This window comes from Vogesella perlucida, from assembly GCF_979366545.1.
Genome location: NZ_CEETRO010000002.1, coordinates 320539 through 336208, shown reverse-complemented (window position 1 = coordinate 336208; position 15670 = coordinate 320539). Strand labels below are relative to the sequence as shown.

The window sequence follows — 15670 nt, the reverse complement described above, 5'->3', positions numbered from 1 at the left end:
ACCCAGCTGCTGTACCAGCGGGTCGGTATCCGCCACGCGGAAGCTCAGGGTACTGATGACCTGGCCCTGGGTAACAAACGCCAGCACCTTGCCCTGGCCCTGGGTCAGCACTTTTACCTTCAGCACCTGGCCCAGGTTGCTGATGGCCTGCCCGTTGGCCTGCACTTTGCCTTCCAGCGGGCCCAGTGTGGTGATGGCGTCAAGCGCGGCCTGGATATCGGCCGCCAGGTGTTCCGGTGTGGTGTTGTCGGCAAAGGCAGACTGGTTGATCGCCACGTTGATGGCGTTGTCTTCGCCGGTGGCGGTCATGCCGCCGGTGGCTTGGTCGTCGGCACCGTTGATGATCAGATCGAAGGTGGTATTGGCCGACAGCTTGCCATTGGCGGGCATGTCCACGTTGACGGCGGCCATTTTCTGGCTGCCGCTCAGGCCCAGCACATTGGTGGCGGCATTGATGCTACGGGTCTGGCCATCCACGGTCACGCTGACGGCCTGGCCGGACAGCGTGACTTCCTGCAGGCCGGTGCCCGACAGGCTCAGCTGCAGCTGCTTCTTGCCCGCCACCTCTACCAGGCTAAAACGGGCGGCCTGGCCCAGCTTGCTGTAATTCACCACGGCCAGCTTGCCATTGGCTTTGACTGCGGTGGCCTCCAGCACGGCGTTCAGGTCTGCCAGCAGGTCTTCCACGCTGTTGTTGTCGGCCTGGCGGGCGGCGTCCAGCGTCAGCTCGTAACGCTCGCCGTCGATATCCATGGTGAATTTGGCATCGATGGCCGGGTTGGAGGTGGCGTTGTACGCTGCCGCCTGGTTGAACAGTACGCGGCCAACGTTGGCCACGCCGGCGCTGGCATTGGCCACCAGCTCGGCTTTGTTCACCGTGCCGCCTACCGCGCTGAAATTATCCGGGCGGTTGAAGTCCAGGCCGATGGTGGTGACAAAGTCGATACCGGCATTCAGCACCAGGTTGCCCTTGGCGCTGAAATCCCCCACCGGTGCCAGATCAAAGCCGAAGTCCAGCGGTACCAGCTGCTGCGGCATGGCCGGGGTAAAGCGCAGGTCGAACATGAAGTCCATGGCCTGAGCGTCAAAGCGGGCTGTCACATTGAAGGTTTCACCCTTGGGCAACAGCTCGTTGACCGCGTCTTGCAGCACGGCGGCAAACTCTTCCAGGGTATTGAACTTCGGCCCGCTCTGCGTGCGCGCTTCCTGTCCCAGTACGTCCAGGCCCAGCAGGTCTACCCCGGCGTAGCCTTTGTCACCGGCAGCTTGTGCCGCGCTCTTGAGCTGGCTGCTGTTCAGCAGCAGCGTGGGCAGGTCTTCACCGGCCAGGCTGCCACCGTAAACGATGTCAAAGGTATCCGGCAGGCCGGCCACAGCCGTCACGGTAACATCGGCACCGGCAATGGCTTTCGGCCCGGTTGCAAAGGCTTTGCGCAGGCCCAGCTCGATCAGCTTGGCCTGGCGGATAGCCAGCGCTTCTTCGGCGGTTTTGCCGTCTTTCAGTGCCGCGATGGCGGCATCGTCCAGGCCGGCTTTTTTCAGCTCGGCCTCCTGCTGCTCGGCGCTGGCGCCGTAGGCAAACGGCTCGTTCAGCGTGTAGTACTCGCTGCCCACACGCTGGGCAAAGCCGTAGGTGCCGCCTACCGCGTTGCTGATGGTGAGGCGCTGCACTTCGTTTTTGGTCACGCTGGTGGCGGTAGCCGCTGCGCCCTGTTGCAGGCTGTAGGCCACCATCTGGGCGCCGGGCTTGGCGCGCAGGCTCTGATAGGTGGTGGTAAAGGCAGGCTGGTCGCCCGTGGCCAGCTTGCCGGCAAAGGTAATGTCAAACGCACGGGTGCCTTCAGGTACGCGGGTGCCTACCGGCTCGTTCATCACCGACACGGCTACGGTCACGCTGCCGTCGATGCCGGCATTGGTGAAGGCGGTATTGATGCGCTCTTGCAGCTGGCTGGCGCTGATATCCACCGCCAGGCCGTTGATCTCGGCTTTCTTGCCCGCCTTGTCGGTGAACTGCAGCTCGAACTGCGATGCAGCGCCCATGGCCGCATTCACAATGCGCAAGCGCTGCACCTCGGCCACCTGGGCGGTACCAGGGGTAACCACATCGATAGACACACCAGCAGAGGGCCGAATGGCAAAGTACGCAAAATCGTCCACATTCACCGGCTTGAACTGCAGCTTGCCCCAGGTGATACCGCCGGCTTTCAGCTGCGGCTCGATGGCGCTGACCTGCAGCATGGCCGCCGATACGGCTTTGGCTTTTACCTTTTCTACGGTGGTGTCTACGGTGCGGGTAAGCTCCACGCCGGCTACCACCTGGCCGGCCAGCTCGCCGGTGAAGGTAATCAGCCACTGGCCGTCCTGGCCGGCAACGCTGACATTGCCCGCCCCCACACCGTCCAGGCTAGCCAGCGCATCTTGCAGCGCGGCACGCACCTGCTCGTCATCGAAGCCGGTAATGGTGACGGTTTTGCTGGCCGCGGTGCTGCCAGCCAGTTTCACGCTGAAGCTGGTGCTGCCACTGGCGGCGGCTTGCAAGGCCAGCTCCTGCACCGGGCTGAATACCAGCTCGGGGACATCACGGCCGGACAGGCGGCCCTGGAAGCTGATGGTCCATTTTTGCGGGCTGCCGCTTACCACCACATTGCCGCTACCGATATCCGGCATGGCTTCCAGAATGGCTTGCAGTTCTTTGGCTGTGGCCAGCGCCGGGAAGGTGGCCGAGAGCGCACCCTCGCCCAGCTGCACGCGCATCAGGCCGCTGGAAGCGGCCAGCACGACCTGCTGCACTTCGCTGCGGAAGCGGCCTTCCTGCACCGAGGCCAGGGTCACGGTAGGGTTCACGGTGTTGGCCAGGTTGCCGACCTGCAGCTCGGCCAGCTCGACACCGGCCAGGCTACCGCCAAAGCTCACTTTCCAGGCACCGCGCTCGGCCAGCGATACGCCCAGCTCGATACCCTTGATATCACCCAGCTTGGCACCGCCTGCGGCGGTAGCGGCCAGCAGCTGGCTACGGATATCGCCCGAGCCCATATTGCTGTTCAGCGTGCCGGTGGTGTAGGTCTTGCCGTCGTGCGTAAACGACAGGGTAAAGCTGGCCGGTGTGGTGGCCGCCGCGCTCACGGCCACGGTTTGCACCTCGCCACGCTTGTTCACGCCCGGTTTGAACTCGATCAGCTCTACGCCGCGCACGTCCCCTGCCGGCACGTAGCTGCCCGCTTTCAGGCCGCCAAAGTAGACGGTCATATCCGGGATGTTCTGCTGGGCGTAGCTACCCTTGAAGGTAATCTTGAACTTGGGCGCCGAGCCGTAGTTGGCCTTCTTGCCGCTGGCGTCCAGCGGGTCTTTCTGCGGGAAGCTCACCTCCACATTACCCTTGCCCACGATGCCTTCCAGCGCTTGCTGGACCGCCAGCGCCTGGGCGTCTACCGCGTTATTAAGGTAACGGATGGGGCCGGTTTTCTTGCCGTACAGCTCCAGCTCGAAGGTGCCGCGCTCGTAGCCGGTAAAGGCCAGTACTTTGACCTCGCTTACCCCCACGCTGTGCGATAGCGTCTCGCTCACCGCTGCCGTAGCGTTAGCCGGGGCCACAAAGCTGACCGACATGGCGTTGACGCCGCCAACCTCCATGCTGGCTGCCAGCTGCGCCGGAACCGTATCGGCGAAGGTAATGCGGAAACCATTGCTGCGGTCGCCGCTTACCGTGATCTTGCTGGCATTGATATTGGTGGCCGTAGCAACCGCCTGCTGGATATCGCTTTGCAACGCAGCAAGACTCTTGTCTGCCAGCAAAGAGAAGCTCGTGGCGACGCCCCCGTTGGTCGCCGCAAAATTGACCTGGCCTTCGCGCATGCCCGGCTTGAACAGGAAGCTGCTGCTACCCGCTGTCACCACCAGGCCGGCCACGCTTTCTTTGGCCATGAAGGCCTTGCCGGCCAGGCTGCCGATAAACTCGATGCGGAAACCATCGGCGCGGCTGCCCGTCACTTTCAGGTTGGCCGCATGGGTGCCAAATACCGTGGCCACACCTGCCTGCAGCTTGCTGGCGATGGTGGCGTCGCTATCGGCAGCGCCCAGCACGACGCTAGCCGTGGTAGCGTTGCCCACGTTTTTCAGCGTGAGCGTGCCATTGGCGGTGCCGATATCCAGCAACAGCACCGCGTTATCGGCCTCGCCGCCCTGCTGCAGCTGGGTCACCTTGGCCGCATCGCCGTTAGCGCTTTGCTGGCTGCCCTGCGTGCTGCTATTGCTCTGGCCTTCGGTCACCCATACCGGCAGGCTGTTGTTCAGCTTCAGCGCGCCGTTCATTACCTCGGCCACTTTGCCGTTGATCAGCTCTGCCAGCTCGTTAATGCTCTTGAAGCCGGCCGTTTCTGCCGCCTTCACGGTCACGGTGTACTTGCTTGGCACCGTATCGCCCGGGCGTTGCAGCACCAGGTCAAACGCCACGTCGTCGGCCAGTACCGGCGAAATGGCTTTATTGGCGGTCAGGTCCATGGCGGTGATGCCCTGCAGGCGCTCGTTCAGCACCTTGGTCCAGCCGTAGCCAAAGTCGAATACATCGCCCAGGTCGGCACCACTGAACGGCACCTTGATGTCGAACAGGTCCGAGTCGCGGAACTGGTTGAGGAAGTCGCCCACATTGGCCAGCAGCTGCACCATCTGCGCCGGTGTCATATTGGACAGGCTGGCCAGGTTGGTGAAGTTTTCCTTGCGGATAACCGGCTTGGCGGTCTTGATGTCCTCCAGCGCCAGCGGGGTGGCTTCGGTACCCCACTCCACCACCACTTTCGGGTTGGCCCCGCCGGTCAGCTTGGTGAGGTCGCCACCAAACAGGTTGGCCTTGATCGGCAGGTCGGCCACGGCGTACACGTCGGCCTTGGCATTGACGTGGTCGCCCAGCTTGCCCACATCACCCAGCATCACGCGCTCGCCGTTACGGTCGGCATTGCCGGCCTGCGCCGACAGGCCCACATTGGCGTTGGCCTGGAACTGCATGGTGCCGTTGTCTATCTGGCCATCCAGAATACCCAGCGATACCCCTGCGTTGAAGTTCTGCATGCTGGCGCTGGCCTTGGCCGATATCTCGCGCGCCTGCATGAATAGCTTGCCGCTGGCGGCATTGGCCAGGGTGTCGAAGTTAAAGCCGAACGACAGATCCAGCTTCACCTCGCCGGTCAGGTCGATATCGCCGCTGCCCTTCAGTTTCAGGCCCAGGCTGTCCAGGCCGGTGCCCAGGTTGAACGGCAGGCTGGTGGTCTTGCTCAGGTCCAGCTTCAGGTCCAGGCGCAGCTCTTTGCTGGCGCCCTCGCGCTGGGTACGCACCGTAGCGCTGACACTGCTGGCGCCCTTGCTCAGCTGGGTGCCGTCTACTTGCATGGCCGCCACATTGCGGCCTGCCAGCACACCGGCAAAGCTCACCTGATAACGGCCATCCAGCTTCACCACATCCAGCAGCAAGCCATTGAGCGCCGTGCCGCCGCTAGTCTTGGCGGCCAACAAGGCTGTTTTCACATCGTCGGCAGAAGCGCTGTGCAGAATGGCTTCTGTACTGTAGTCGTCGCCGTCGTGGCTGAAGGTGAGCTTGAAGCTGCCACCGCTTGCCCCGCCCAGGTCGACAATCTGCTGCTCGTTACTGCCCTGGAACTCCAGGCCGCCGCCCACGGTAAACGGGCCTGCCTGCGTTTCGCCATACTGGTTGGGGAACAGCGACTGCAAGCCGCTGTAGTCACCGCTGGCAGACAGATAGTCTTTCAGCAGGCTGATCAGGCCGCTGTAGGTATGCGTGCCAGTCTTGTTGTAGTAGTCGTCCAGTACCGAGAACTTGGTGCCATCTACCACGCGGCGGAAAGACAGCACGTCGCCCAGCTTGCGGCCATCTTCGCTTTGCATGATGCCGCCCAGGCTTTCGCCGACAAACGGCAGCTGGCTGGACATGAACCCCATGCCGTCCAGCGAGTCGCCCACGCTGGCCGCCTGATCGAAAATGGCTTTCAGGTTTTTCTGGGCATCGACACCGTCGATGCTGACATCAAAGAAATACTGCGGGGTGAGCTTGCCCTTGATGATGTCGGAGCGGATCGCCAGCGTCGGGTTGCCGAACATGCCCATGTTCACGCTGCCCACGCTGGCATCAAATACCAGATTGCCTTCCAGCGATGCGGCTGGGGTCACGGCAAACAGGCTGCCCACGGTCTTGCCCTGGCCGGACAGCGCCGCCAGGTCTTTCAGCGTAATGCGGCCTTTGCCGTCGCTATTGTCCGGGTCGGTTACCACCACTTTGGCAGCAGCTTTTACCGCAAAATCGCTATCCACCAGTTTGACCTGGGCCAGGTCGCCCAGCAGGCTGGCACTGGCTTGCAGGCCGTAAACATTCAGCGCCGCGCCTGCGTCAAAGCGGTTGATGCGGAAATACAGGTCGGCGTTGGTCGGCACCGGCAGGTTCAAGCTGTTGTCGCCACTCTTGGTGCCTACCGCCAAACCGGCTTCCAGGTCGGCGTGCAGTACCAAGCGGCCAATGGCGCTACCGCTGGCAGTAAAGTTGGCAATCTTGGTGGCGGCGTCGCCGGCCAGGTTGGCCAAGCCAAACTCGAATTGCTGCTGCAGGCTGCGATCCAGGTTGATCTTTACGCCCAGACCCAGAGTGATTTCGTTGCCAGTGGTATCGAACATTGGCAGCACGGCAAACTCGGGGCCGCTGACATCGCCGGCAAACACCTCGTCCAGCACTACGGCATCCATGTCCAGCGTCTTGAGCGCATCGGCTACGCCGCTTACCCAGGCATCCGCCTTGTTGAACATGGCTTTGGAGGCCGACTTGATCCAGCCCAGCAGGCCGGACAGGTCGATGCCGCGCAGGTTGGCGCCATCAAAATTGAAGCCTTTGAAAGCAGGCGTGGCAAAGCTGATGCCTTTGAGGTTGGCAAAAGACAGGTCCAGCTTGCTGAAATCAAAGGTGATATCCGGCAGCTTGATACCCGACAGGTTGATCGACGGCAGCTTGAAGCCCTGGAACAGTTTGCCCAGCCAGTCGCTGGCATCCGCAGGCTGCGTCATGCCGGCCGAGGTCCAGTTGATGCTGTCGAACAGGCCACGCAGGCCGCTCAGGTCCAGGCCACGGAAGTCGGCAAACGAGAAATTGATCTGTGGCAGGCTCAGGTCAAGGTTCAGCTTTTGCAGCTTCAGCTTCAGGCCGATCAGGAACTCGCCCACGTTCAGGGCGCCAGCAAAGCGCGCACCGCTGAAGTCTGGCAGGTGAACGCCATCAAAACCCCAGCTACCCGGCAACTTGAAGCCGCTGAAATCGAAACCGCTGAAATCCACATCGCGGAAAATACCCGCCAGGCTTGGCCACTTGCCGGTGGTAAAGCTCAGGCCAGACCAGATACTGCCTGCCCAGTTGGTGTCAAAGTTCAGCACCAGTTCGCCAAACTTCAGCTTGCTCAGGTTGGCAAAGCTCAGATCAATGCCGGAGAGGTTCAGCTTGAGGCCGCTGAAGTCCAGGCCGGACAAATCCCAGCCGCGCAGCGACAACAGGCCGTTGGCACTGAAATTGAAATCCAGCGACGGCAGGTAGCCGCTGATACCGGTCAGCCAGCTTGGCAGCGAAAGGCCGCTACCGCTGCTGTTGAAGAAGAAGCCGCTGCCGCCATCAAACTTGAACACGCTGGAGAAGTCGATGCTCGGCCAGGTCACGTCTACGGCAAACACGCCTTTCAGGTTGATGCTGCCGGCAAAAGTAACACCGCTGAAGTTCACCCCGCGCAGGTTCACGCCGGACCAGTCGAAGTTCTTGATGGTCAGGTTCTGGAACACCGAGAAGTCGATAAACGACAGGTCCCAGCCCTGCCAGTGGTAGCCCTGGCCATCCAGTGTGACACCACGCTTACCCAGGTAGATCACGTTTTCAGACAGCTCGGTACCGAATACCGCCTTCACGGTGCGGTCTACCACCATGCCGTCCAGGAAAGTATTGCCGTCGTAGCTGGCCCAGGCAAAGCTGGCGCCAATGGCCAGCGCGTTTTCCAGCCGCGCACCGGACAGGTCGGCACGCGCCAGGCTGGCATTGCGCAGGTTGCTGTCGCTCAGGTCGGCGCCTTCCAGCAGCGCACCGCTGAGGTCGGCCCCGGACAGGTCTTTACCCACCAGATTGGCCGCGCTCAGGTTGGCATTCGCCATGTTTACGCCGCGCAGGTCGACTGTCGTCCAGGTGATGCCCTGCAGGTCGGCACCGTCGAAATTGGCGCCGCGTAGCGATGTCTTGGCGTCAAAAATCGCGCCTTGCAGGTTGGCGCCGCTAAAGTTCACGCCGTCCAGGTTCAGGCCGCTGAAATTGGCCCCGCTGAGGTTGGCGCCGCTAAAGTCGTAGCCGCGCAGGTGATTAGCGCTTTGCTTGCTGAAATCGTAATTGGCCAGGTCTTCACCAGACCAGTCGTGGCGGTTGGCATCCAGCGGCAGGCCGAACTTCTTGGCCAGCTCGCGTTTCAGGTGCTGCGTAGCCTCGCGCAGGGTGGGCCAGCCGGTTTTTTTGTTCGCTTCGGCGGTATCGCTGAAGGTGTATTTGGCAAAGAACTCCTGCGCAGCCTGCTTCAGGGCAAATACCTTGATATCGACGGCGTCGGTGTCGTCGCTGTCAAAGCCCAGCAGCTCGTTGATGCTCTGGTCCAGGCCAGGCACTTTGCTGTTCAGCAACCCCACGCCCAGCACGTTCTGGTTGGCCGTGCTGTCTACCTTGTCCAGCACCTCCAGCAGCTTGTCGCGCAGGGTCTCTGTCAGGCGCACGTCCAGCGTGGCGTCGGGGCGCTGCAGTACCAGCTTGCCGGTGGTGGCATCGGGCTTGAACAGCACGGGCGCGTCCAGGTTGATGACCGGCAGGCCGAAATCGTTCAGGTTAAAGCCCTGGCCTTTGGCGTTCAAGGTAATGGCACCGGACAGGCTGGCAACGCTGTCGCTGTGAATCAGGCCCGCCAGGCCGCCTTGGGCGGCGGCGATTTCGGACAAGTACACGCGGCCTTTGCCATCGCGGTTGTCCGGGTCGTCCAGCACAGCTTTAACCGCGGCTTTCAGGCTGATATCCGCCTGTTCGATGCCCACGTCCAGCAGGCCGGCCACATTCAGCAGTGCCTGCAGGTTTTGCAGCTGCAGTTCGGCCTCGGCTTGCAGGCGGTTTACATTGATATAGGTTTGTATCTGGTCGGCGCTGGGCACGGTGAAGTTGGCCGCACCATTGCCCACGGTCTTGCTACCCAGTACCACGCCCAGGTCGATATCGGCTGCGGCCTTGATATCGGCCAGCGCCGTGCCGGACAGGGCAAACTGCGGCAGCAGCTTGCGTGCGGCCTCGGGCAGGTCGCTGCTACCCAGCGCAAAGCCCATGGCCACCTGGCGGTTCAGGTTGATCTGGAAATTCAGCGCAATGCGGATCTCGGTACCGCTGGTATCCAGCGTACCGCGGAAGTCGAAGAGCGGGCCGTCGTACAGGTGGGCACTGGCTGGCGCCTCGGCTGCTTTTTGCACACCGGCCCATTTGGCCGCGCCCGCATACCAGCGGGTATCGCTATCGTACAGGGCACCTTTGGCGCTGGCTGGCGTACCGCTTACCAGCAGCAGGTTGGCCTCACGCAGGTTGGCCAGGGACAAATCGGCGCCGGTCACGGTAGCCCCTTGCAGGTTGGCACCCGCCAGGTTCAGGCCGCTCAGGCTGATATTGGACAAGTTCAGGCCGGACAAGTCGGCACCGGCAAACACGCCTTTGAGCGTGGCCGGCAGGCTGATTTGCGGGTCGCCGCTGGCTGCGGTAACCGCCGCCAAACCGCGCAGGTCTGCCTGGCTGAAATCACTGGTGTCGCTCAGTGTGGCGCCCGCCAGGCTGGCACCGGCAAACACGGCGCCTACCAGGCGTGTGCCGGACAGGTCGACGCCGTTAAAGTCGATACCGCTGAAATCGTAGCCGGACAGGTTCAGCCCGGCCAGCGAGGTGCCCTGCTTGATCACCAGCGCACTGCCGCTGCCGGTAGTGGGCACGCTATCGGTTTTGGCGAACAGCGCACCGTCCAGCTTGGTGGCACTGCTCAGCGTGGCGGTGGCCAGATCGGCTTTGGCCAGGTACGCGGTGCTCAGGTCGGCACCGGCCAGGTTGGCCGCACCGAATTTCACGCCGTACAGGTTGGCCGCCACCAGCTTGGCATTGGCCAGTTTGATACCGGACAGGTCCAGGCCGCTGAAATTGAAACCGCTCAGGTCAAAACCGCTCAGGTCGGCCGCGCCGGTAAGCGGGTCCAGGTCGATAGCGGTGCCGGTGGCACGCAGCAGCTCGGCAGGCAACACGCCGCTAAACAGCGCGTTGGCCAGGCTGGTGCTGGCCGAGACCACGCTACCGACAAAGCTGGCGCCGACCAGCGAGGCTTTGTCGAACAAGGTGGTGCTGATGTCGGCCAGCTCGAAGTTGGCCGCACGCAGGTCCAGGCCGCCCAGGTTCACGCCCTTCAGGCGCGCACCGCTAAAATTCACTCCTTCCAGGCGTGCCGCGCCGGCTTTGCCCGTGCTGCGGTCTACGCTGCCATCCGGTTTGCGGGTGGCAAACACGGCAAAGCTCAGGTTGGCCCCGGCAAAGGTGGCACCGGTAAGGTCGGCACCGCTGAAGTCGGCGCCGGTGAGGTCGGCACCGTTAAAATTGAAGCCGCGCAGGTTCAGGCCGGCAAAGCTGACGTTGGCCAGATTTTTGCCCGACCAGTCGCTCTGGCTGGCGTCGAAATCGATGGCAACCTTTTGCGACAGCGCCGTATTCAGCGCATTCACCAGGCCCAGCAGCGTGGCATCGGCGGCATCGGCCGGCGGGGTAGCCGCCAGCTTGGTGCTGTTAAAGTAAGCATTGGCCGCATCGCTCAGGTTCAGCAAGCGGTTGAAGAAGCTGCTACCGGGGTCGGCGCTCTTGTTGCCAAACAGCTCGGACAGGCTCTTGCCAATGCCGGGCAGCTTGATGGACAGGAAATCCGGGTTAAACGCGCCTTCGCCTGCCGCTTTCAGCTTGTCCAGCACGTTCAGCAGCTGGGTTTTCTGCGTGGCAGACAGCAGCACGTCCACGCTCACCGACGGTGCCTGGTATACCACCAGGCCTTCGTCGCTGAGGCGGAACAGATGGTCTGTATCCAGCGTGATGTACGGCGTACCAAAAATATCGGTAAAGCTCTGGCCACCAATCGTCGGCTGCACGTCCAGCGCGACGCCAAACGACGCATCCAGCTTGGTAGATGGCGTCAGCGTGGCCAGCTGTTTCCACCAGTCGGCAGGGTTGGCCGCTTTTAGCGCCGCCAGCTCGCTCCAGCGCAGCAGACCCTCGCCAGACGGGCCATTCAGCGACATGCGCCCGCCCACTGCCAGCGCAAACTGGCCGTTGACCAGGCTGGCGCTACCCAGGTTGGCCAGGCTGATGCTGGCAGCCAGGTTGGCTACGCCCAGCGAGGCGGCTGCGTCCAGGCGGTTCAGGCGCAAATACGGGTCGATCGACGCCGGCAGCGGGATGTTTACCACCCCTGCCACGTTTTTATCCAGCAGGCCGATACGCGCGCCAATGTCGAAATTCAGCGCAAACACCGCCCGGCCCAGCGCCGTGCCGCTGACATCAAACACCGGCAACATGCTGCTATTGGCCAGGTCGGCCGTGCTGAAATGGAAGTTGGCCTCGAAGCTGCGGTCCAGGTTGGCTTGCAGGTTCAGGCGCAGGTCCAGCGCGTTGCCGTTAAAGCTCAGGCCGCCCGAGAAGGCAAATGCCGGGCCGCTGGCGCCGGTCGCCAGAATGTCTTCGACCACCAGCTTGTTCATGCTCTTGAGCAGGTCGGCGCTCAGCAGCGACGGCAGCTTGGTCAGCGCGTCGTAAAACGCCTGGGCCGCGCTCTTGATGGCGCCCACCACACCACTGAAATCCACACCGGACAGCAAGGCACCGTCCAGCTTGAGGTCGGCCAGCGACACATTGCGCAGGTTGGCAAACGACAGGTCTACGCCGCTGAAATCCAGGCCGGACAGGTTGGCACCGCTAAAATTGACGCGTTTGAAGCCGGCAAACTTGAAGGTGGTCAGCGCTGACAGGCCGGAAAAATCCACCCCGCTGAAATCGGCGCCGGTAAACCAGCGCTTCACGCTGACAGACAGGCCGCTGAACAGGCCGGCCAGGTTGCTGGTGCCGGTAAAGCGGGCACCGGACAGGTCGACAACCAAGCTGTCAAAGCTGATGCCGCTGAAGTTCAGCCCGCTGAAATTCACGCCACGGAACTTGCCCAGCAAGCTGCTGATGCCGGACAGGTCGATACCGCGCCAGTCGGCCCAGGAAAAATCGGTGCTGATGTCAAATGTGGCACCGCCCAGGCGCGCGCCACCGAAATCCACACCACGGAACAGCGAACCCAGGAAGGACTTGCCGCTGAAATCCAGGCCGGACAAATCCCAACCACTGAAATTGAAACCGTTGAAGTTGGTAGTGGTGTGCCACAGCTTGAAGCTGCCTGTTCCGCCAAGCGACAGGTTGATGTCGGTAATCAGGTTATCCAGCTTGGTCAGCGCGTCGGTCAGCACGCTGCCCCACTTCACCTGCCAGCCAAAGGCGCCGCTCAGGTCTACGCCGGACAGGTTGGCGCCGTCAAACGTTACGCCGCGCAGGTTGGCACCGGCCAGCTTGAAGCCGGACAGGTTGACACCGGAAAAATCGATACCGGACAAATCGAAACGTGACCAGTCCAGCTTCAGCGCAGACAGGTCCAGCCCCCATTGCAGCTGCTTCCAGCCACTGTTGGCACCAAACAGGCTACCCAGGTTGATATCGCTGATCAGGTGGGTGACATCCGGCAGCTTCAGCTGCGGGAAGCGTACACCCGCCCAGTTCACGCCAAACGCTGCCGCGCCGGTGAAATTCACCCCGGCAATGCTGGCGCCGGCAAAGTTCACCCCGCGCAGGTCCAGGCCGGCAAAGCTCACGCCGTCCAGCCAGGCCCCGCTGAAATTCACGCCGCGCAGGGTGGCCAGGCTAAAGCTGGCGCCGTTCAGGCGGGCACCGCTAAAGTTGATACCGCTCAGGTCCAGGCCATCAAAACGCGCACCGCGCAGGTCGGCACCGCTAAAGTTCATGCCGCGCAGGAAATCCAGGCTCAGGCTTTTGTCGCTGGCAAAAGCAGCAAAGTTGAAGCCGCTCAGGCTCTTGCCAGACCAGTTGAACTGGGTGGCATCAAAGGCTTTCTTGAAGGCATTGCTCAAGGTGGCCGACAGGCTGGCCACCAAGCCGCGGATGCTAGGCAGGCTGCCGCCGCTGAAACCATCAAAGTAGGTTTTGGCAGCGTCTTTCAGGTTGAACACACCACCAATGCCGGCGGCGGCTTTGTCGTTGCTGTCGTTCAGCAGCTGGGCCAGCGACTTGCCCACGCCGGGGATTTCCTGGTCAAACAGGCCGAACGGCAGCTTCTCGCCCAGCTCTTTGGCACCACCGAGCATGTCCAGAATGGACTGCTGCAGCTCGGCGCTCAGCGACACATCCAGCGATACCGCCGGGCTGGTCACACTGATTTTCTCGCCGCTGGCGACGCGGAACAGCTCGTCGGTTTCCAGAATCAGCGTAGGGGTACCGTAAGCCGACAGGTTGAAATTGCCCAGGGTGGCGTTCAGCGGCAGCGTGGCGTTGAGGCTGCCGGTGGCATTCACTGCAAAGCCGCTGGCGATGACCTCGCTGGTCAGCTTGGCCAGCGGCAGGCGGCCTTGTTCGTCGCAGAAGCCTTCGGCAAAACGCAGCTCGGTGCGGCAGCTCAGGTCGATGCTGCCATTATTGACCGATACGGCGGCCGCCCCGCTACCAAACACCTGGCGCGACAGGCCAACGGTGGCGCTGACATTGCGCGCGGCCAGGTCCAGCCCCACCACCAGCGGGGCCACGCGCAGGAAGGCGGCGTGGCTGACATTGCCATCCAGACTGGCCAAACCCGCCAGGCTCAGACCGATATCCACCTGGCCACGCAGGCCCAGCACGGCGTCCAGCTCGGACAGGGCATCAATGGCAAAGCCGGCTGCGGCCAACTTCTGGCTGATGTCCTGCGACAGCACCGGGCTGACGGTCAGCGTGCGGCTGGCGTCAAATTGCAGGCTTAGGCGCAGCTCGCTCCAGTCGCCCGCCAGTAGCGCACTCACGGTAAACGGGCTACCGGCTACGCCGCTATTGATTTCGTCTTGCAAGGCGCTGGCCAGGCTGCCCAGATTGGTGGCGGCGGCAATGGCGGCGGCGGCTTTATCAAAGCCCAGCACCTTGCCCAGGTTATCCAGCACGCCCGGCGTGGCCGACAGGGCGCTGCCCAGCAGCTCGCCCAGGGTTTTGTCCAGCAACGGTACTTTGTGTTGCAGCTGCGGCAGGTTCACCAGCTGGGCGGCAGCGGCGTTCCACTTATCCATGGCCTGGCCCAGTGCCGACTGGGCAGAGGCACCCAGCGAGATATCACCGCTGAACTGCTCGACCTTGTCCACGGTAAAAGTGCGGCCACCCATGCTGACGACAGTCTTGCCGCTGCCGTCTTTGCTCAGGCCTGCCAGGCCTTTGAGCTCTACACGGTCTTGCGCGTCCTGGCCGGCGCTGATGCTGGCGATACGGCTGGCGTCTTCGATCACAAAACGGTTGCTGCCCTGCCCGCCCAGTAGGTGCAGGCCGGCACCGCCGGTGATGGTAAGAGTGCCCAGGCGCGTGGGGTCGGCGTAGCGCACGGTGAGGCCGCTCTGGCTAGCCGTTACCACCAGATCGCCCGCGACCTGGCTCAGGTCTACCGTGTCGCCATCGGCAACGCTCAGGCTGCTGTCCGGCAGGCCATTGGCCACCGGGTGGCTGGCCAGTACGCCCAGGTAGTCCAGCGTGCTCATGGCAAACAGCGGCTGCACTTGCAGCTGGCCGGTGGCCATTTCCAGCAGCCAGTCGGCGCCCTGTGCCAGGTTGCCGGTACGGTCGTCGGACGCGGCCACATCGGCACCCACCACACGCGACAGGGCCTCGACAAACGCGGCCCCCCGGCTGCCTTTGGCCACATCGCAGCCATACAGCAGCACGTCGGCGCCGCTGGCCAGCGCACTGCGCCAGCCCAGCAGCGTGTCGGCGCGTTCGGCCAGGTTCATGTCGTCCAGCACGCTGCTGCCCAGCTGCAGCGAGGCCTCGCTACCGTGGGAAATCACGTGTACGGCGCGTATGCCCTGATACTGGCGCAGCCAGCCGCTCATTTGTTCCAGGCCATCACGGCTGGCGTCCAGCACCACCACTTCCAGCTGGCCCGGAGCGCGACCTTCATCCGGGCGCGACACCACTTGCGCCAGCAGCTGCTCGTAGTCCTGCACGGCGGGGTCGACAAACACCACCTCGTTTACTGTCTGGCGCAGCGCGGCATGCTGGCCGGCCAGGCTGCCGGCAAACTGGCCCAGCAGCAGGTCTTGCGGCACCACGATGGCTTCGTGATTTTGCTGCTGCGGCGTGGGTGGCAGCACCAGGCCATCCGCCGACAACAACAGCCTTGGCTCTACCTGCTCGACAAACAGGCTTGGCTGGCGGCCAACCTGGCGAGCCCGCCCACCCGAAGGGACTTTCAGCAAGGAACGAATCCACAGGGCGGGATTACGGCCAGTGTGCGGTTTTTTCTTCGGTTGACGGCTCATGTTGTCG

General features: G+C 62.8%; 1 protein-coding gene (cut by a window edge). It reads right to left on the bottom strand.

The genetic code is table 11. From position 1 onward, the window contains the following. On the bottom strand, window positions 1-15663 hold the 5' portion of the coding sequence (locus tag ACZ9XP_RS04080) for a VCBS domain-containing protein (RefSeq protein ID WP_465188045.1). Its footprint begins 13662 nt before the window's first position; the window shows 15663 of its 29325 coding nt (coding positions 1-15663); it begins with the start codon at window positions 15661-15663; its stop codon lies beyond the left edge, outside the window. Window positions 15664-15670 lie beyond the last annotated feature (7 nt).